An 18,750-nucleotide genomic window follows, 5' to 3' on the forward strand; every position below is an offset into this window, starting at 1 on the left:
GCACTTTTCCTGGAATTGCTCTAGCACTTTCCCGAAAGTGGCGCAAATGCTAAGCACTTATGCCAAAAGGGGAAAAAGTCGCAAAACCTTATGACCAATCTGGGTGATCTCGAAATCTTTGCCAAGGTCGTTTCGACCGGAAGCATGTCGCTCGCCGGGCGGGCGCTGGGCTTTTCGCCGGCCGTCGTCTCCAAACGGATCAAGCGGCTGGAGGACCGGCTCGGCACCCGGCTTCTGCAGCGCACGACGCGGCAGATCTCGCTGACGGAGGCCGGACAGGGCTTCTACGACCGCGTCCTCGGCATTCTCGCCGGGCTCGAAGAGGCGGAATTCTATATTTCCGGCCGCTCGGCGCAGATGCACGGCACGCTGAAGATTTCAGCGCCGACCTCCTTCGGGCGCATGCATATAGCACCGCATCTGAAGGATTTCATGGAGGCGCATCCGGAGCTTGCGATCAACCTGGTGCTGACCGACGAATTCAGCGACATCGTCGGCGGCGGTTTCGATCTGGCGATCCGCATCGCCGAACTCACCGATTCGAGCCTCGTGGCCCGAAGGCTGGCGCCGGTGCGCCGGCTGCTCTGCGCCTCGCCGGACTATCTTGCAACGCATGGCGAGCCGAAGCACATCGACGAGTTGAAACACCACCGCTGCCTGCCGGCGCACAATAACGACACCTGGCGGCTGAAGGGGCCGGACGGGGCGCTCAGCATCAGGCCGGAAGGCTTGCTCATCACCAATTCCAGCGAGGTGATCCGCGAGGCGGTGATCGCCGGCCTCGGGATCGCGCTCCGCTCCACCTGGGATATCGGCGAAGAGCTCAAAGCCGGCCGCCTGGTGCAGGTGCTGCCGGCCTATGAAAGCTCGCACAATGTCGCGCTGTCGGCCGTCTATCCCAGCCGGCAGTTCCTGCCGGCCAAGGTGCGGCTGTTCATCGACTATCTGGCAGAGCTTTATGGGCCTGTCCCCTATTGGGAGCGTTGAGGCCGCTTCGACGCCGATTCAGCGCGCCAGATCGAGGTAGGCGCTCGCCACCATCGCATCGATATCGCGGGGCACCGGCACGAGGCAGGATTGGGGACCGGCTTCGCCCCTGGCAATGCGTTCCAGGCAGCGGGCCTGAAGGGTGAAGCCGAGATCCATCGATTCGACGGTATTGCCGAGCGGCCGCGGGCCGGCGAGATTGGCCATGTGGCCGTCGCCGAGCACGTGGAAGGAGCGGCCGTCGCCGAGATGGAAGGTCTCGATGTGATCGGCCTCATAGCGGTCGATGCCGATGACATCGGGATGGCGGCGGAAGGCTTCGACATCGATCTCATGCGGGAAATGGCCGCCATTCATCAGGATCGCGCCGTCCTTGACGAGCGGCAGGTCGGCTGCCGTCACGATGCCGGCAAAACCGGTGACGGTGACGATGATATCGGCCGAGCGGATCGCCTGGTCGCGCAGCGGTGTGGTGAAACCATCGAGATGGGCTTCGAGCGTCGTCACCGGATCGATATCGACGACGCTGACCGTGGAAAAAGCATTGCGGAAACAGGCAGCCGTGCCCTTGCCGCAGGCGCCGTAGCCAAAGACCGTCACGCGTTTGCCGTTGGTGGAGCGGTTGGTGAAGCGTAGGTAGCTTTCGAACAGGCTCTGGCCGACGGCATGCCTGTTTTCGGCGAACTGCTTGATCGGGCTGTCGTTGATGACGAGGATCGGCATCTTCAGCCGCTCGCGCAACGGCAGCAGACGGGTGCGGCCCGAGGTGGTCTCCTCGGTGCCGCCGCGGAGATTGGCGTAGGGTTTTTCCGCCGCGATGGCGAAGAGATCGCCGCCATTGTCGAGCAGTAGGTCCGGCTTTTCCGCGATCACTGCTTCGAGGCTCTGATGATGAGCGACGGGATCGGTCGTCTGCGTGGCAAAAACCGTGATGCCTTGGGAACGCAGGAACGCGACCGTCGAAGGCTGGGTGCTGTTGAGATTGCCGGTGCAGACGAGACGCGCGCCGCCGGCACGAAGCGTCATCAGCAGCGCCACCGTCTTCGGCTCCAGATGAATGCCGGTGCCGATCGACAGGCCCTCGAAAGGACGCGTCCGCTCGAATTCGGCGGCCGACGCCTTGAGCAGCCGGCAGCTGTTGCCGATCCAGTCGATGCGGGTTGCGCTCTTTTCCATCATCTCTTTCCTATTTGCGTGTTGGTGCTGTTTAGCGGAGCAACAGGGCTGCGAATATGGAAGTAATTCTGGCCAAGGGGCAGAAAATCTGCCCTTTCGGGTTGGAAGCAGCCCCTTGCATGTTCAATTAGCGCTGATTGTTGGATGATCGGTGCGCACTCCGGCGGATGGCCATCCGCCGGAGTGCGGACGGCCGGGACCGCAGGCCCCTTGGCTTGAACCGGGGATGAGATTGGTCCGGCCGTCCTCGCGTTTGTCCTGAACAGATGATGGGGAGCAAGTCCCGCATGCAAGGCAAGGTTTCGTTCCAAGAAGACGCGATGCCGGTAGTTTATGCCGGTGTGGACGTGAGTAAAGAGTGGCTTGATGTTCATCTGCATCCGCTGGGTGAAAGCCGGCGGTTTAGCAATGACAAGACCGGCATCCGCCAGCTGAAACGGCTGCTGGCCAGGCATCGGCCCAAGAGCATCGTGATGGAGGCAACCGGCAAGTTCCATCGCCCCGCCCATCGCTCGCTTTGGCTCGATGGCTTTGGCGTCGCCGTGGTCGATCCGCTGCGCGCGCGCATGTTTGCCCGCGCCTGCGGCTATCTCGCCAAGACCGACCGTCTCGATGCCCGTTTCCTGGCGCTCCTGGCCGAGAGCCTGCGCCCGCCGGCCGACACGCCGCCAAGTCCTCACATCGAGGCCTTGCAGGAGCTGGTCAATGCACGATCGGCAGCCAAATGCGACATCACCGCCCTGCAGAACCGCAGCAAGACTGCCACCACCGCCCTTCTGCGCGGCGAACTCAACCGCCTCGTGCGTCGGCTGGAACAGCATGTCGAACGTCTCGACAAAGAGATCGAACGATGTGTCGGCGAGGATCCGCAGCTCTGCCGCAAGGCCGAGATCCTCACCTCCATTCCCGGCATCGGCCGCGTCACGGCCCTGGCATTGATGGCCGGCATGGACGAGTTGGGCAGTTGTTCGGGCAAGCAGGCCGCCATGCTGGCAGGGCTTGCCCCAATCGCTAACGACAGCGGTGCCCGAACCGGACGTCGTTCCATCCGCGCCGGCAGGCCCGCACCCCGGCGCGCGCTCTACATGGCCGCATTATCGGCCTGACGATACAATCCCGCCCTTGCTCGTTTCGCAGACACGCTCAAAGCCGCAGGAAAACCAGCCAAGGTCATCCTTGTCGCCATCATGCGCAAGCTGCTCGTCTTGGCAAACTGCCTCCTAGCTAACGATCGCCTCTGGACACCAAATCCGCCTTGACAACCAACACAGATTCTCATCCGGCTGCCGCCACCTTCTCCCCGTAAACGGGGCGAAGGGGATATGCCGCAACCTCTCCGTCCCTCGCAGCCTCTCGCAGGGCACGTCCCCTCGCCCCGTTTTTACGGGGAGAGGGTTAGGGTGAGGGGCAGCCATTTAGCGCGAACCTCACAGCCACGCCCCTTCAAGCCGACGTCCCGCAGCGAAGCAGCCAGGCGGATAAACTTGCAAAGGCCGGCCGTTTCGCATCCGGCGTTCGGCAGCAGAGGCTATAGCCCGATGGCCGGGAGATGAAACCGTAGGGCGCGACCAGATGCCCGCGCTGAAGATCGTCCTCGATCGAAGCGCGTGGCGCAAGCGCGACGCCCAGCCCGGAACGGGCAGCAGCCAGCGCCAGGAGCAGATCCTCGAATTCTTGGGCGCGGGGAAAGACGACCGGCGCCGTGCCGCTTTCGGCAAACCATTCGTCCCAGAGCTTCGGAACGCTGCGGCTGATAAGCATCGTCAGCGTGGCCATCGATGCAGGGTCGCTCGATAGTGTCGCGGCAAGCGCCGGCGTGGCGACCGGGCCGAACTCGTCCTCCATGAACCGCAGGGCGGTGATGCCCGTGGCTGGACGGTATTCTCCGCCCATGATCACAGCGTCCAATTCCGGGTGCATCTGCAGCGGCTCGACCACCGCCATCGGCACGATATCGACCGCGATATCGCCGAGGCTTGCCTGCATGCCTGCCACGCGCGGCATCAGCCACCAGACCGCGAAGGCGGAGGGCACGCCAAGGCGGATGCGGGCCGGCGCGGCGCCTTCGAGTTCCGAAGCGGCGCGCTGCAGAATGTCGAGAGCCGCACTCGAAGCCTCGGCGAAAGCGCTGGCCTGCGGGGTCGGGACCAGCCTGCGGCCGTCACGCGTGAAGAGCTTGCGGCCGAAGTGATTCTCCAGCGTGTCGATCTGCTGGCGTACAGCGCCCCGCACCACGTTCAGCTCTTCGGCAGCCTTCAGAATACTGCCGTGACGGCAGACGGCCTCGAAGGCGCGGATGGCATTGAGCGGTGGAAGACGCATGAGGACGACATTCACAAAATCATAGTGGATCACTAGATCTCGCCATTGAACGAAAGGCAAGATCACGCCATATTGTACAGCTGTGCAAAGTGACGGATTCGAGACAGGGTGTGACGGATTTTCCGACCTGTTCCACCTCGATTTCCCCTATGAACGGCGATCAAATCGCGCTTCGAATCGTCATGCCTATTTTGGATTGAGTAAGCTTTCCGTGATATACGTATATGAGTGATTCCTAACGACGACTGCGAAGGTGACCCGACCATTGACTCTTTTCGCCCGACTGGCTTCCGATGTGCAACTGATGTTCCGGCGTCCGCCGCGACAGCAATATGGTGCGCTCTGCTATCGGGTAAAGAAGAAGAGCGGCGAGGTCGAGGTACTGTTGATGACCAGCCGCGACACCGGCCGCTGGGTCATTCCCAAGGGCTGGCCGATGACGCGCAAATGCGCCCATGAGGTCGCGATGCAGGAAGCCTTCGAGGAAGCCGGCGTACGCGGCATGGTCGAAACGGAGACGCTTGGCGCCTACACCTATTCGAAGGTGCTGCGTGACGGGGTGCAGGTGATCTGCAAGGTGCAGGTCTATGCACTTGAAGTCACCGACATGGCGAAGAACTTCAAGGAAAAGGGCGAGCGCCGCATCGAATGGGTCTCGTTCGACGAGGCGGCCGGGCGCGTGCGCGAACCGGAGCTCCGCCACCTTTTCCTCGCCTTCAAACAAAGGATGGCCGACAGGCTTTCGGCTAAGGCGGCAAAGCAAAGTCCGGCAATGAAACAAATTCCGGCAGAATGAATCCTGCCATCTTGCGCTGCTAGGAAAGCAGCGTAGAAGCAGATTCATCCTCAGGAAAAAGAATGCCGCCACGTCCCGCAGTCCTCACGAAACGCACGCTCGACAAGGACCTCGACAAGATCACCCATGCCGAGGACGCGGCGAAGCATGTTTTGCGGCGGCTGGTGACACCTGGTCTCGGGTTGATCTTTGTCGGTCTGGCCATGCTCTTTGCCGGTGTTTATGTGTTCGACCAGCCGGGGGCAGTGCTCGTCGTGGCGGCGGCAGCCCTTGCCGGCTACATGGCGATGAACATCGGCGCCAATGACGTGACCAACAATGTCGGCGCCGCCGTCGGCGCGCGCGCCATGACGATGGGCCAGGCACTCATCATCGCTGCGATTTTCGAAATCCTTGGCGCCACGATCGCCGGCGGCGAGGTCGTCAAGACAATTTCCGCAAACATCGTCGATGCCGTCCAGGTGCCGCCAGCCATACTCGGCTGGATCATGATGGCGGCGCTGACGGCCGCCGCCCTCTGGATCAACCTCGCAACCTGGATGAACGCGCCGGTTTCCACCACCCATGCGATCGTCGGAGCGGTGATCGGCGCCGGCATCTCAGCCGTCGGGCCGGAGCCGGTGAACTGGCGGGTGATGCTGGAGATCACCGCGAGCTGGATCACCTCGCCGCTGATCGGCGGGCTGATTGCCGCCGGGCTGCTTTATCTTGTGAAGACCCTGATCGTCTATCGCGACGACAAGGTCGCGGCCGCGCGGCACTGGGTGCCGGTGCTGGTCGCAGTGATGGCCGGCGGCTTCATGGCCTATATGGTGCTGCAGCTGTCGCCCACGGGGAAATATCAGTCTTTCACCATCATCCTTATCGGGATCGGCATCGGGCTGGTGAGCTGGCTTGCCGTCCGGCCGCTCGTTCTCGCCCAAGCGCGGGATCTCGAAAACCGCAACAGCTCGCTGCGTGTGCTGTTTAAGCTGCCATTGATCGGCTCCGCAGCACTGCTATCCTTCGCGCATGGCGCCAACGATGTTTCGAACGCGGTCGGGCCGCTTTCGGCGATCGTCCATTCGGTCGGCATCGGCGGTGACGCCATCGGGCACCCGCCGCTCTGGGTGATGCTGATCGGCGCCTTCGGCATCTCCGTCGGCCTGTTGCTCTTCGGGCCGCGCCTCATCCGCCTCGTCGGCGAGGAGATCACCAAGCTCAATCCGATGCGGGCCTATTGCGTCGCGTTGTCGACCGCCTTCACCGTCATCGTCGCCTCTTGGCTCGGCCTGCCGGTCAGCACCACGCATATCGCCGTGGGCTCCGTGTTCGGCGTCGGCTTCTTCCGCGAATGGTACACGCGCCATTCGAAGGCCCGCATCGCCTATATCCGGCGCAAGGCCGAAAGCTTCGACATCGACGAGCCGGAAGAGCCGAATATCCACGAGACCCGGCGGCGCTATCTCGTGCGCCGTTCGCATTTCATGACGATCGTCGCCGCCTGGATCGTCACCGTGCCGGTTTCGGGAGTGCTTGCGGCTATGATTTATTGGGTTATGTTCGCGCTCTTCATCTGAAACCCCGAGTTTTTTTTCGAATGCGCGCCAATTTCCGTATGCAACGGCTTTTCGTCGACGCGCCGCTTTCCCGCGGCGCCGTCATCGAGGCGAATGCCGATCAGTTCAACTATCTCGGCAATGTGCTGAGGATGGAGGAAGGTGCGGAGATCCTGCTCTTCAACGGCCGCGACGGCGAGTGGAAAGCGACCCTTACCTTCCCCACGCGCAAACGCATCCTTTTGACGGCAACCGAAGAGACGCGGCCGCAGCCGCTGCCTTGCGACCTGCACTATCTCTTTGCGCCGCTCAAGGTCGGCCGCATGGACTACCTTGTGCAGAAGGCGGTCGAAATGGGAGCCGGCCTGCTGCAGCCGGTCATGACCCAGCACGTCCAGGGCAAGATCACCAATCTCGACAAGCTGCGCGCCAATGTCGTCGAGGCGGCGGAGCAATGCGGCATCCTCGGCATCCCCGATGTGGCCGAGCCGGTGAAGCTTCTCGACCTGCTCGACCGCTGGCCGAAAGAGCGCCGCATCATCTATTGCGACGAGGGCGATGCCGGGCAGAACCCGCTGCCGGTGCTGTCGGCGATCAGGGAAAGACATCTCGCTCTGCTCGTCGGGCCGGAAGGCGGCTTTTCGGAAGAGGAACGCGCGCGGCTTCGAAGCCTTGATTTCGTCACCGCCATTCCGCTCGGACCGCGCATCCTGAGGGCCGATACGGCAGCTGTCGCGGCCCTGGCGGTGGTGCAGGCGGCGATCGGCGACTGGAACTGACCACAGAAACGGGTTGACATGGAAATCGCTGCTATTTTTTTGATGCGTCGTTGAAACAATTTCACTTGCAACATGGGTGGCTTGGGTCCAAATCACCCTTCCAATTGCCCGGCCCCCTGGGCGCCTTTTCGAATACAGGTATCCCGCATGGCCCGCGACACCACCGACCAGACACCGCTCTCTTCGGTCCAGGATCTGACCGATTATATCGCCGCGGGCAACAAGCCGCGGGAGCGCTTCCGGATCGGCACCGAACACGAGAAATTCGCCTTCTTCCGCGCCGACAACAGCCCGGTTCCCTATTTCGGCAATGCCAGTATTTCGGCCCTCTTGACCGGCCTGCAGAAAAAAAGCGGCTGGGAGCCGATCACCGACGGCGGCAACATCATCGGTCTTGCCGAGCGGCACGGCATGGGCGCGATTTCGATCGAGCCCGGCGGCCAATTCGAACTCTCCGGCGCGCCGCTGGAGACGATCCACGAGACCTGCAAGGAATCGAACCAGCATCTGGCGACGCTGCGCGAAATTGCCGAACCGATGGGCATCCGCTTCCTCGGCATCGGCGGCAGTCCGAAATGGACCTATGCGGAAACCCCGCAGATGCCGAAATCACGCTACGAGATCATGACCCGCTATATGCCGAAGGTCGGCACCCAGGGTCTCGACATGATGTACCGCACCTGCACGATCCAGGTGAATCTCGACTTCTCCTCGGAAGCCGACATGCGCAAGAAGATGCGCGTCTCGATGAAGCTGCAATCGCTGGCGACCGCGCTTTTCGCATCCTCGCCCTTCACCGAGGGCAAGCCGAACGGGCTGCTCTCCTGGCGTGGCGATATCTGGCGCGATGTCGACAATCGGCGCGCCGGTCTGCTCGATTTCACCTTCCGCGACGATTTCGGCTTCCGCGACTATGCCGAATGGGCGCTCGACGCGCCGATGTATTTCATCGTCCGCGACGGCCGCTACCACGACTGCACCCATGTCACCTTCCGCCAGTTCATGAACGGCGCATTGAAGGGCGAGGTCGCCGATCCGGCGCCGACGATGGGGGACTGGACGAACCATCTTTCGACACTTTTCCCCGACGTGCGGCTGAAACGTTTCCTCGAAATGCGCGGCGCCGACGGCGGCCCGTGGCGGCGCATCTGTGCGCTGCCGGCCTTCTGGGTCGGCCTGCTCTACGACGATGCGGCCCTCGAAGCCGCCGACGAACTGACCAAGGATTGGAGCTTTGCCGAGATCGGTGCGCTGCGCAATGCCGTTCCCGCCGAAGGGCTGAGGGCGCAATTCCGTGGGCATACGCTCTTCGACATGGCGCGCGAGGTGATCGGCATATCAAGAGCCGGCCTCAAGGCGCGCGGCAAGCTCAACCGGGAAGGCCAGGACGAGAGCATCTTCCTGGCGCCGCTCGAAGAAGTGCTCGCCAAGAAGGCGGCGCTCGCCGAGGATCTGCTGTCGCTCTATCACGGCCGCTGGCAGGGCTCCGTGGAACCGGTCTTCGAGGACTATCAGTACTGAACCTGAGCCATTGGATAGTTCCCTAAATCGGAACTGATTCAAAGAATATACAGTGGCAAGCTGTGGTCACGGCGCCGTCGCGCGCTTCCTGGCTTCGCGCGATCTTGCCGTGCGGCGGGCAGGCCTCAGTTCCTCGATCGTCGGCAGCCACCACTCGGCGTCCTGAGCTGGTGGCATCTTCGCAGGCCAAGTGCGGACGAGTTCTTCCAATGTGGGCACCCGCCAATATCCCCAGACGTGATCCTCGGTCACGCCGGGATAGAAGTCCGTCACGACGTTCGGGTCGACCAGTTCACCTGAGATTTCGGTAAAGACGACGATTCCATAAGCGGTGACCACAGGACGGTCTATCGGCGGCAAGTCGTCGCTCTGAAGCGGGTAGCGATGACGCTTTCGTTCTGCAGAGCGGAGCTTGCTGCGCCTGTCCTGTTCGGTCCCCTTCCGCTCCTCGGCTCGACGCCGTCTCTCCTCCGGCTCGTTTCTGCGCGCCGCCGCCTCGATATTAGGCCACCGGCGTCGGAGTTCCCCATAGGACCGGAAGGGCACGTGCCATATCCTGAGATCGCCGTCCCATCGCGAGAATGGCACCTCGCGCAGTTCGTCGACGACGGTCTTCGAATAGGGCGTGCGGATTCGGAAGCCTGCCTTGCCGAGTTCGAGATATGGACTGTCGATGGGATCGAAGACGAAGGCGTCGCGTCCCTTCGCATCCGCATGGGCGTCGGCCTCGGCCTCCATCTCGGCAAGCCATCGTCCGATGCGGCGGGACGCCGTCCGGCCGGGAACGAACCAAGCCTTGCGGGCATCGCTCCAGCGGGCACGGGGGAAGCGTCTTCGGAATTGCTCGACGGTCATCCTGTCATAGGGAAAGGAAATATCCGCGCCCGGCTTTGCACCGTCTCCGCTAGGCGGCGCCTCGTCGTGATCAGCGGTGGATTTCGTTTCGGCCATGGAAGGAGAACGCCGGCGCGCAGGGATCGGTTTCCGGTGAGGATATCATGCCGCCGAAGAAGTCGGCTCAGCTCCGGAAATTTGCCTGCACATGCTTAAATGCCCGCTCGACGGCGGGGCGTGGTTCAGCGACGGCGGGGTCCTGCTCGGCTTCGACGACCAGCCATCCGCGATAGCCGCTGTCCCTGACGAAACGGGCAAGCGGCTTGAAATCGATGATGCCGTCGCCGGGGACGGTGAACATGCCCCGGCGCACGCCGGCATTGAAGCTCATGTCACCCGCACGCACCTCGTCGATAACAGGACCGCGAATGTCTTTCAGATGAATGTGCACGACGCGATCGCCGAACCGATCGATCAGCCTGGCATAGTCGAAGCCGCCGGCGACGGCATGGCCGGTATCGAGAAGCAGTCCCGCCGCCGAGCCTGTCTTGTCAAAGATTGCCGATATCTCGTCGAACGTTTCGGCGACCATCATCAGGTGATGGTGGTAGGCAAGCGTCAGACCATATTCCGCCGCCAGGCGTCCGGCGAAATCGGTCAGGCGCCCGGCATATCCCGCCACTTCGGCCGCCGGCATGCGTAGCCGCTGCGACATCGGTGCATCCAGCGGCGATCCAGGCGTCATCATCGCGACTTCGCCATAGACCATCACCTTGCAATCCATCGCTCGCAGCAGCGCGGCGTGCCCGGCAACGGCCTTCATCTCGTCGTCGACACTGCGCTCGGCCAATTCGCCGGAATGCCATCCGGATGCGAGAGCAAGCCGATGGCTGTCCAGCAGCGAGCGGAGCGCTCCTGCCTCGCGCGGGAATTTCCGCCCGAGCTCGATCCCCTCATAGCCGCTCTCGGCAGCGTCCCGGAGGCAGGTTTCCAGCGATATGTCGGCGCCGAGGTCTTCCAGAACGTCGTTGGCCCATGACAGTGGACTGACCGCCAGACGCACGCCAACGGGCAAGGCAGTGATATGTCCAGTCATCGATATTTCCTCCGAGATATGTCTTGAGAGTGCCGCTTGGTGGCCGCGAAAAGGAGCGCCCCATGTGGAATTGGCCTATGTGGATGTGCGCACGACCAGCTTGCCGGGAAGGGTTACGGTTTCCGGCTCCAGCCGGCCCTTGATCATGCCGATGACCGCCTGCACCATCTCGATCCTCGGCTGCTCATAGGTCGTCAGGCCATAGCAGGAGGCGCCGCCGAGCTCGTAATTGTCGAAGCCGACGACGGCGATGTCATCAGGTATCCGCAGTCCGAAATTGCCGCGGATCTCGTCCATCGCTCCGAGGGCGAGGATATCATTTTCGCACATGAGGACGTCGACCCTTTCGGCCGGGTCGATGTCGTTCAGATAGTGACGGACGGATCCTGCCCCAGCTTCGGCACTGTATCTGTCGGCGGACAGAATGGCGATCTCGTCCATCCCCTTCCCCTTCCAGAAATCGATGAAATGCTGCCGGCGCCGCAGCGCCGTCGATAGCGCCGGCGCACCGGTCATGAAACCGGGACGCCGGTATCCCCTTTCATAGAGGTGGTCGACAATGTCGCGCAGCGCCAGTTCGGCGTCGCACACGACGGCCGGCACGCCGTCGATCTGGCTGTCACGCGCCAGGACGAACATCGGCGGCATGCCCCTGCCCAATTGCCGGTCGCTCAGCGTTTCGTTGCGAAAGGCGGTGCCGAAGAGGATGACGGCGTCGACCTGACGCTGATCGGCGTTCAGCAGCGCATGGACGTGATCGAAGTGATTGTTGATATTGATCAGCACCGCGACCAGGCCTTCCGCCTGCAAACGTTCGGTCAGGGTTTCCAGGAACGGCAGCTTCTGGGGATTGGCGAAGTCGTCGACGAAGACCGCGACCTGATGCGTCAGATTGGTCGCGAGACTACGGGCGAGCAGATTGGGCGTGTAGTTAAGCACGGCCGCCGCCTCGAGAACCCTACGCTTGCTTTCCTCGGTGATCGAGGCGCCCGGCGTAAATGCCCGGATGACCGTCCACTTCGAGACGCCTGCCGCATCCGCGACCTCTTTGGCCGTTGCTCTTTTTCGCAATGATGCCTCCCCGCAAAAATGAAACAAACATTCCATTTTATGATTCTGATGAAATGAATGCTTGATTTTAGCGCATCCGTGAATAAGATGCACCCGTTTGCACCCGGTAGCAAGCACCTTTGCACCCGGTAGCAATCGTTTTTCGCCATCCTGAGGAGTGGATGGTCTAGAGGAGGAAGACATGACATCTATTTTGAAGAAGCTCGCATTCGGCGCCCTCGCCCTTGGCGTTGCGACCACGGCGGCTGTCGGAGCCAAGGCCCAGGAGCCGACGATCATCGCCGTCACCCACGGCCAGGCGTCCGATCCGTTCTGGTCGATCGTCAAGAACGGCATGATGCAGGCGGCCAAGGACAGCAACGTCAAAGTCGACTATCGCGCACCGGAGACCTTCGACATGGTGGCGATGGGGCAGTTGATCGAAGCCGCCGTCAACCAGAACCCTGCCGGCATCGTCATCTCGAACCCCGATCCCGATGCGCTCGGTTCGGCGATCGAAAAGGCCGTTGCCGCCGGCATCCCGGTCATCTCGATGAACTCCGGCATTTCCGCTGCCGAAAAACTCGGCATCAAGCTGCATGTCGGCCAGGACGAACTGCCGGCAGGCGTCAAGGTCGGCGCCAAGCTCAAATCTCTCGGCCTGAAGCACGTCCTCTGCGTCAACCAGGAAGTTGGCAACGCGGCGCTCGATCAGCGTTGCGCCGGCACCGAGAAGGGCTTTGAGGGCGGCACGGTCACCGTTCTGCCGACCACGGCCGATCCGGCAGAAATTGAATCGAAAATCCAGGCTGCTCTGACCTCCGATCCGTCCATCGATGTCGTTCTCGGCCTTTCGGCGCCGCTCGTCGGCGAGCGTGCGGTCGCCGTCGTCGAGAAGATGGGCACTGGCGACAAGGTCAAGGTTGCATCCTACGATCTTTCGGCCGGCTTCCTGCAGGCTGTCGCCGACGGCAAGGCGTTGTTCGCGGTGGACCAGCAGCCCTACCTCCAGGGCTATCTCCCCGTGACCTTCCTGGCGCTCAACGCCCGCTACGGCACGATCCCGGCAGGCAACGTCGCCTCCGGCCCGAGCTTCGTCGAGAAGGATGCGGCCGCATCGGTCATCGAGAAATCCTCCCAGGGCATCCGCTGAGGCGGAACCGCGGCAGCTCTCGCCGGGGCGGGGGCTGCCTCCAACGCCGCGCCTCCACGCGTGAAGGCGCGCGCACGGCAACGACCAATCCTTGAGGAATGAACCATGACGCTCGCCAATGAACAGAATGGGGCTGCCAATCGATCCGATGAGCGGCTGAAAAAGGTTTCGGGTTTGACTGCGTTGCTGCGGCGGCCGGAACTCGGCGCCGTCGCCGGTCTGGTGCTCGTCACCATCTTCTTTTTCTTCACCGCCAATCCCGCCATGTTCACACTGGCAGGCGTGATTAACTTCATGGCGCCGGCCGCTCAGCTCGGCATTCTGGCGATCGGCGCGGCATTGTTGATGATCGGCGGCGAATTCGATCTGTCGATCGGCTCGATGGTGGCCTTTGCCGGATTGGTCTTCGGCACCGCCCTCGTCGTTCTGCACCTGCCGCTCAGCGTGGCAATCCTCGTTGCGCTGGCCTTCGCAGCCGTGATCGGCGTGACCAACGCCCAGATCACCATGCGTACCGGCCTTCCCTCCTTCATCGTCACGCTTGCCTTCCTGTTCATCCTGCGCGGCCTGACGCTCGTCGGCCTGAAATGGGCAAGCGGCGGCGCCACGCAGCTGCGTGGCATGAAGGAAGCCGCAGCCGGCAGCCCGCTCGCGCCATTCTTCTCGGGCGACGCCTTCATCGGGTTGTTCTCATGGCTCGCCAGGCACGGCATCATCGAGACCTTCCCGAACGGCACGCCGAAAGTGCCGGGAATTCCGGTCGAGATCCTGTGGTTCTTCGGCATCGCCATTCTTGCTACCTGGGTCCTGCTCAGAACCCGCTTCGGAAACTGGATCTTCGCAGCTGGCGGCGATCCGCGCGCTGCCAGAAAATCGGGCGTCCCGGTTGCCCGCGTCAAGACCACGCTTTTCGTGATCACTGCCCTCTGCGCCACGCTGGTCGCCATCCTGACCGTGCTTGACGCAGGCTCGACGGATGCGCGCCGCGGCTTCCAGAAGGAATTCGAAGCCATCATCGCCGCCGTCATCGGCGGATGCCTGCTGACAGGCGGCTACGGCTCGGCCATCGGCGCATTCTTCGGTTCGATCGTCTTCGGCATGGTGCTGATCGGCCTGACCTACACCTCGATCGACCAGGATTGGTACCTCGTCTTCCTCGGCGGCATGCTGCTGATCGCGGTGATCTTCAACAATGTCATTCGCAAACGCGTCACGGGAGAACGCTGATGAGCATGTCTCAGACGCCCCTCGTCGAGGTGAAGAACCTCGTCAAACACTTCGGCTCCATCATCGCGCTGAACGGCGTGTCGCTCACCGTCAATGCCAACGAAGTGCTCTGCCTTCTCGGCGATAACGGCGCCGGCAAGTCGACGCTGATCAATACGCTCGCCGGCGTCTTCAAGCCGACATCGGGAGAATTCCTGGTCGAAGGGCAGCCGCGCGCCTTTGCCGGTCCGCGCGACGCGCTCGATGCCGGTATCGCCACCGTGTATCAGGATCTCGCGATGATCCCGCTGATGTCGGTGACCCGGAACTTTTTCATGGGACGCGAACCGCTCAAAGGCTTCGGCCCCCTCAAGCGCATGGACATGGAACACGCAAACAACGTGACGCGCGACGAAATGCACAGGATCGGCATCGATGTGCGCGATCCCGAGCAGGCCGTCGGCACGCTTTCCGGCGGAGAGCGCCAATGCGTGGCGATCGCGCGCGCGGTCTATTTCGGCGCCAAGGTGTTGATCCTCGATGAACCGACATCGGCACTCGGCGTGGCGCAAACATCGATGGTACTGAAATACATCAACCAGGTCCGCGGCAAGGGCCTCGGCGTGATCTTCATCACCCACAATGTTCGCCACGCCTATGCTGTCGGCAACCGCTTCACCGCGCTCAACCGCGGCCGCACGCTCGGCACCTATTCGAAGAGCGAGATCGGCATCGAGGACCTTCAAAACCTGATGGCCGGCGGCAAGGAGCTGCAGACCCTGTCGGAAGAACTCGGCGGAACGATCTGACCGACCTTCACCCCGAACTACGATGCGGCGCTCGCGCCGCTCTCACCACCTCAGACCCTTGATATGGAAACCCTGCCATGAGTGCTGCCAAGACTTCCCCCTTCCAGCTTGCCGCCTGCGCCGAAATGCTCTGGCGCGACAAGCCGATCGAATGGCGCGCCGTGCGCCTGAAGGAAATGGGCTTCGGCGTCGGTCTCTGGAACTGGCCGGAGCACGACCTCGCCAAACTGGAGGCAACAGGCGCGACCTTCACGATCATGAACGGCTATCTCACCGGCCGCCTGACCGACGACGAGGGCGCCGCCGAACTTTTAAGGACGGCGCGCCGAACCGCTGAGATCGGCAAGCGGCTCGGTGTGCAGCGGCTGAACCTGCACGGCACCGGCCTCGGAGATGGGGGCCTACCCGTCCAGCCGGTCGAAGTGGTCACCGGCGCGATGTGGCTGAAAGCGCGCGACACGCTCCTCCGGATCGTCGACATGGCCGAAGAGGAAAACGTCACCTTCACGCTCGAAAACCTCAATCTGCCGGTCGATCATCCGGGCGTGCCCTTCGGACGCGCGGAAGACACGCTGGCGCTGGTCTCGAGCGTCGATCACCCCCGGCTTCGCCTCAATCTCGACCTCTACCATGCCCAGATCGGCGAAGGGAACCTGATCGAGCTCTGCCGCAAATGCCTGCCCTGGATCGGCGAAATCCAGGTGGCCGACGTGCCGGGCCGCTGCGAGCCGGGGACCGGCGAAATCAACTGGCGCGGCATCGCCCGCGCGCTGAACGCGATGGGCTATTCCGGCCCAATCGGCATGGAAGCCTGGTCGGCCGGCGATCCCGAAGCCGCGCTTGAAGCCTTCCGCACTGTTTTCACCCTCTGATCCATCTCGATACGCACAGGATTGCTGCCATGCCAGCCAACAAACCCGTCAATCTCGGCCTCATCGGCGCCGGCCGCATCGGTTCCTTTCATGGGGAGACCGTGTCCCACCGCCTCGTCAACGCCAATCTCGTCGCCATCGCCGATCCCGCACCGGGCGCTGCCGCCAAGCTCGGCGAGACGCTCGACGTCGAGACCGCTTATACCGGCGTTGCGGAGCTTCTTTCCCATCCCGGGCTCGATGCCGTGATCATCGCCACACCTGCCCGCTTCCACACCAATATCCTCGTCCAGGCCGCCGAAGCCGGCAAGGCGATCTTCTGCGAAAAGCCGATGGCGCTGACGCTGGAGGATGCCGATCGCGCCATTGCAGCGGCACGCGCGGCCAACGTTCCCCTTCAGGTCGGTTTCAACCGGCGTTGGGATCAGGCCTTTGCCGAAGGCCGTGCCGCGATCGACGAGGGAAAGATCGGCGCGCCGCAGCTGATCCGCTCGCTGACGCGCGATCCCGGCCCGTTCGGCGCCGATCCCGATCGCATTCCGCTCTGGACGATTTTCTACGAAACCCTCATTCACGACTTCGACACGCTGCTTTGGCTCAATCCCGGAGCAAAGCCCGTCGAGGTCCATGCAATGGCCGACGCCCTCATCCGGCCGGACGCCCGGGAGAAAGGCTTCCTCGATACGGCTGTAGTGACCATCCGGTTCGACAATGGCTCGATCGCGGTCGCCGAGGCAAACTTCTCCGCCCTCTACGGCTACGACATTCGCGGCGAAGTATTCGGCTCCGGCGGGATGGTCACGATGGGCGACGTGCGCCGTTCCAGCATGACACTCTTCGACGGCAATGGCGTCTCGAGCGACACATGGCGCCGCGACACAGAGCACTTCGTTCATGGCTACACGGCCCAGCTCGCCTCTTTCGTCCGCTCCGTTCGTAATCGTGAACTAACCAAAGGGCCGACGGGTACGGATGCTCGCAATGCCCTCGCAATCGCGCTTGCCTGCATCGCATCGGTTTCGAAAAAGCAGGCAATCCCGCTGAACTGAAGGCCAACCGCGGTGGGCCCGGAGCCGGCGCACCGCATCTCGAAGGAACCACGGTCATGAATTCTGAGGAAAATCTCAAGCGGCCGAACGATCTGACCGAACTCAAGGCCATGATCGTCAAGACAGGCCTGACGCTGCCCGAACAGCAGGAACGCGCTGCCCGCATGGCGCTCACAAATCCGGAACTGATCGCGTTCGGGACCGTCGCTTCAGTCGCGCTCAAGTGCTCCGTCTCCCCCTCCACCGTCGTTCGCGTTGCCACCGCTCTCGGATTTGCGAGCTTTCGCGACTTCAAGACATTTTTCCGGCAGCATCTGAAAACATCCCGCCTTGCCGAGCAGAGCATAAACACTGCCCGACACGCGCCTCCCATCCCGAACCGATGATGTCCTGAAGCGAGAGGGCCGGCGGCGGTGTTCCACTGATCTGCCGCTGAGGCTCGACCGCATGCTCCAGCAAAAAATTCCTCCCTAAGTTCTTATGGCAAAAAGCCGTTTGCGCATTAGCATTTCAGGTTATAGTGACGTGACACGCGTCACGACTCGGGGAAAGGGACTTCCATGCTGCCACTCTTCGACATGATGATGCAGGCGCAAAACGGCGCGGCGATGGAAGCGATCGCCCGGCAGTTCAACCTTGCGCAGGAACAGGCGACGAAGGCGATGGCGGCGCTGATGCCGGCCTTTTCCGCCGGCCTGAAACGCAGCACCAGCAATCCTTATGATTTCGTCGGGCTGATGCAGGCGGTCTCCTCCGGCAACTATGCGCGATATTTCGAAGATATGAGCCGGGCCTTCACGCCGGAAGGCATTTCCGACGGCAACAACATCCTCGCCCAGCTCTTCGGCTCGAAGGAGGTTTCGCGCGCGGTCGCCGCTCAGGCGGCGCAGATGACCGGGATCGGCCAGGACATTTACAAGCGGATGCTGCCGGTGCTCGCCGATACGCTGATGGGCGGGCTCTTCAAGCAGACGACCGGCCAGATGGCCTCGCCGGTCAACCCCTTCGTCAACACGGCGATGGGCGAGACCATGCAGAAATGGCTTGAGAGTACCGGCTTCGCGCCGAAGCCGGCCCCCGAGCCCAGCATCTTCGACAATCCCTTCACGCAGGCGATGCAGCAGATGTTTTCGGTGCCGAAGCCCGCGCCAACGCAGACGCCGAACCCCTTCCTCGACAATCCCTTCGCCAAGGCCTTCCAGGAGATGATGGGCGGGCTCGGCCAGCAGCCAGCGGCCCAGGCCCAAGCTAATACCAAGACGTCGGAGGCGCCCAAGGAGGAGGCGAAGGTCAATGCCGACAGCTATACCGAGATGCTGAACGCCATGTTCGACAGCGGACTGGAAGTGCAGAAGAGCTACCAGAAGAACCTGGAAGCGATCTTCGAAACCTATCGGCCAAAGCCCTCCGCCGAGACGAACGAATAAGCGCATCAGAGCGCCGTACGTCCTTTCGGAAGCACAAAGGACGCCTAACTCTTTCAATCCTCGCATAAAAAAACCCGGAGATGGCTTGGGAAGCCGATCACCGGGTCAAGCGGCAGGGCTATTGGCTATCACCCT

Annotated in this window: 17 protein-coding genes and 1 pseudogene; 13 read left to right on the forward strand and 5 right to left on the reverse strand. The window is 62.4% G+C overall.

Features of this window, described 5'->3' with window-relative positions:
• Positions 1–90 precede the first annotated feature (90 nt).
• Positions 91–987, forward strand: coding sequence for a LysR family transcriptional regulator (locus G9X68_RS05010; RefSeq protein ID WP_171601507.1), 897 nt, complete (start codon positions 91–93; stop codon positions 985–987).
• Positions 988–1,005: 18 nt separating this feature from the next.
• Here the strand turns inward: G9X68_RS05010 and G9X68_RS05015 are convergent, their stop codons facing one another.
• A complete protein-coding gene (locus G9X68_RS05015) occupies positions 1,006–2,166 on the reverse strand; it encodes an adenosylhomocysteinase (protein WP_280526504.1) in 1,161 nt (386 codons plus the stop codon).
• A 284-nt stretch (positions 2,167–2,450) separates the two neighbouring features.
• Here G9X68_RS05015 and G9X68_RS05020 point away from each other — a divergent pair.
• A pseudogene (locus G9X68_RS05020) lies at positions 2,451–3,422 on the forward strand (IS110 family transposase).
• 184 nt (positions 3,423–3,606) lie between these two features.
• Here the strand turns inward: G9X68_RS05020 and G9X68_RS05025 are convergent.
• Positions 3,607–4,518 (reverse strand): LysR substrate-binding domain-containing protein, encoded by a 912-nt coding sequence (locus tag G9X68_RS05025; protein WP_171601509.1) that lies wholly within the window; start codon positions 4,516–4,518, stop codon positions 3,607–3,609.
• A gap of 232 nt (positions 4,519–4,750) precedes the next feature.
• Between G9X68_RS05025 and G9X68_RS05030 the strand changes: the two genes are divergently transcribed.
• From G9X68_RS05030 to G9X68_RS05045, 4 genes are all read left to right on the forward strand, one after another.
• On the forward strand, positions 4,751–5,281 hold the full coding sequence (locus G9X68_RS05030; protein ID WP_171601510.1) for an NUDIX hydrolase: 531 nt from the start codon (positions 4,751–4,753) through the stop codon (positions 5,279–5,281).
• A gap of 62 nt (positions 5,282–5,343) precedes the next feature.
• Positions 5,344–6,840 (forward strand): inorganic phosphate transporter, encoded by a 1,497-nt coding sequence (locus tag G9X68_RS05035; RefSeq protein WP_171601511.1) that lies wholly within the window; start codon positions 5,344–5,346, stop codon positions 6,838–6,840.
• 20 nt (positions 6,841–6,860) lie between these two features.
• Positions 6,861–7,598, forward strand: a complete 738-nt coding sequence (locus tag G9X68_RS05040) for a 16S rRNA (uracil(1498)-N(3))-methyltransferase (RefSeq protein ID WP_171601512.1) — start codon at positions 6,861–6,863, stop codon at positions 7,596–7,598.
• A 147-nt stretch (positions 7,599–7,745) separates the two neighbouring features.
• Positions 7,746–9,119 carry a glutamate--cysteine ligase gene (locus G9X68_RS05045; RefSeq protein ID WP_171601513.1) on the forward strand — a complete coding sequence of 458 codons (1,374 nt, stop codon included), beginning with the start codon at positions 7,746–7,748 and terminating at the stop codon, positions 9,117–9,119.
• A gap of 66 nt (positions 9,120–9,185) precedes the next feature.
• Here G9X68_RS05045 and G9X68_RS05050 read toward each other — a convergent pair whose 3' ends face one another.
• The 3 genes from G9X68_RS05050 to G9X68_RS05060 all read right to left on the reverse strand — a co-directional run bounded on the left by G9X68_RS05050 (position 9,186) and on the right by G9X68_RS05060 (position 12,120).
• Positions 9,186–10,070, reverse strand: a complete 885-nt coding sequence (locus G9X68_RS05050; RefSeq protein WP_171601514.1) for a hypothetical protein — start codon at positions 10,068–10,070, stop codon at positions 9,186–9,188.
• Positions 10,071–10,137: 67 nt separating this feature from the next.
• Positions 10,138–11,049 carry a myo-inosose-2 dehydratase gene (gene iolE, locus G9X68_RS05055; protein ID WP_129418040.1) on the reverse strand — a complete coding sequence of 304 codons (912 nt, stop codon included), beginning with the start codon at positions 11,047–11,049 and terminating at the stop codon, positions 10,138–10,140.
• A 75-nt stretch (positions 11,050–11,124) separates the two neighbouring features.
• Positions 11,125–12,120, reverse strand: coding sequence for a LacI family DNA-binding transcriptional regulator (locus G9X68_RS05060; RefSeq protein WP_171601515.1), 996 nt, complete (start codon positions 12,118–12,120; stop codon positions 11,125–11,127).
• Positions 12,121–12,301: 181 nt separating this feature from the next.
• On the opposite strand from G9X68_RS05060, the gene G9X68_RS05065 reads away from it, so the two are divergent.
• The 7 genes from G9X68_RS05065 to G9X68_RS05095 all read left to right on the forward strand — a co-directional run bounded on the left by G9X68_RS05065 (position 12,302) and on the right by G9X68_RS05095 (position 18,615).
• A complete protein-coding gene (locus G9X68_RS05065; protein WP_171601516.1) occupies positions 12,302–13,252 on the forward strand; it encodes a sugar ABC transporter substrate-binding protein in 951 nt (316 codons plus the stop codon).
• Between the two features lie 105 nt (positions 13,253–13,357).
• Positions 13,358–14,479: an ABC transporter permease gene (locus G9X68_RS05070; RefSeq protein WP_171601517.1), complete on the forward strand. Its 1,122-nt coding sequence runs from the start codon at positions 13,358–13,360 to the stop codon at positions 14,477–14,479.
• Positions 14,479–15,267, forward strand: coding sequence for an ATP-binding cassette domain-containing protein (locus tag G9X68_RS05075; protein WP_171601518.1), 789 nt, complete (start codon positions 14,479–14,481; stop codon positions 15,265–15,267). The genes G9X68_RS05070 and G9X68_RS05075 overlap by 1 nt, the downstream gene beginning before the upstream one ends.
• Positions 15,268–15,344: 77 nt before the next feature.
• Positions 15,345–16,139 carry a TIM barrel protein gene (locus G9X68_RS05080; RefSeq protein WP_171601519.1) on the forward strand — a complete coding sequence of 265 codons (795 nt, stop codon included), beginning with the start codon at positions 15,345–15,347 and terminating at the stop codon, positions 16,137–16,139.
• Between the two features lie 29 nt (positions 16,140–16,168).
• A complete protein-coding gene (locus tag G9X68_RS05085) occupies positions 16,169–17,188 on the forward strand; it encodes a Gfo/Idh/MocA family oxidoreductase (RefSeq protein ID WP_171601520.1) in 1,020 nt (339 codons plus the stop codon).
• 56 nt (positions 17,189–17,244) lie between these two features.
• Entirely contained in the window at positions 17,245–17,574 is a 330-nt protein-coding gene (locus tag G9X68_RS05090) for a MurR/RpiR family transcriptional regulator (protein WP_129418033.1), read from the forward strand.
• Between the two features lie 174 nt (positions 17,575–17,748).
• Positions 17,749–18,615 (forward strand): DUF937 domain-containing protein, encoded by an 867-nt coding sequence (locus G9X68_RS05095; protein ID WP_171601521.1) that lies wholly within the window; start codon positions 17,749–17,751, stop codon positions 18,613–18,615.
• The last annotated feature ends 135 nt before the right edge of the window (positions 18,616–18,750 follow it).

The organism is Rhizobium changzhiense, from assembly GCF_013087625.1.
In the GTDB taxonomy this organism is placed as follows: Bacteria; Pseudomonadota; Alphaproteobacteria; order Rhizobiales; family Rhizobiaceae; genus Rhizobium; species Rhizobium sophorae.

Coding starts and splice junctions, on each gene's coding strand:
- G9X68_RS05040 (WP_171601512.1), top strand. CDS start 6,861: ATGCGCGCCAATTTCCGTATGCAACGGCTTTTCGTCGACGCGCCGCTT.
- G9X68_RS05095 (WP_171601521.1), top strand. CDS start 17,749: ATGCTGCCACTCTTCGACATGATGATGCAGGCGCAAAACGGCGCGGCG.
- iolE (WP_129418040.1), bottom strand. CDS start 11,049: ATGACTGGACATATCACTGCCTTGCCCGTTGGCGTGCGTCTGGCGGTC.
- G9X68_RS05035 (WP_171601511.1), top strand. CDS start 5,344: ATGCCGCCACGTCCCGCAGTCCTCACGAAACGCACGCTCGACAAGGAC.
- G9X68_RS05070 (WP_171601517.1), top strand. CDS start 13,358: ATGACGCTCGCCAATGAACAGAATGGGGCTGCCAATCGATCCGATGAG.
- G9X68_RS05065 (WP_171601516.1), top strand. CDS start 12,302: ATGACATCTATTTTGAAGAAGCTCGCATTCGGCGCCCTCGCCCTTGGC.
- G9X68_RS05080 (WP_171601519.1), top strand. CDS start 15,345: ATGAGTGCTGCCAAGACTTCCCCCTTCCAGCTTGCCGCCTGCGCCGAA.
- G9X68_RS05045 (WP_171601513.1), top strand. CDS start 7,746: ATGGCCCGCGACACCACCGACCAGACACCGCTCTCTTCGGTCCAGGAT.
- G9X68_RS05050 (WP_171601514.1), bottom strand. CDS start 10,070: ATGGCCGAAACGAAATCCACCGCTGATCACGACGAGGCGCCGCCTAGC.
- G9X68_RS05085 (WP_171601520.1), top strand. CDS start 16,169: ATGCCAGCCAACAAACCCGTCAATCTCGGCCTCATCGGCGCCGGCCGC.
- G9X68_RS05010 (WP_171601507.1), top strand. CDS start 91: ATGACCAATCTGGGTGATCTCGAAATCTTTGCCAAGGTCGTTTCGACC.
- G9X68_RS05015 (WP_280526504.1), bottom strand. CDS start 2,166: ATGATGGAAAAGAGCGCAACCCGCATCGACTGGATCGGCAACAGCTGC.
- G9X68_RS05090 (WP_129418033.1), top strand. CDS start 17,245: ATGAATTCTGAGGAAAATCTCAAGCGGCCGAACGATCTGACCGAACTC.
- G9X68_RS05075 (WP_171601518.1), top strand. CDS start 14,479: ATGAGCATGTCTCAGACGCCCCTCGTCGAGGTGAAGAACCTCGTCAAA.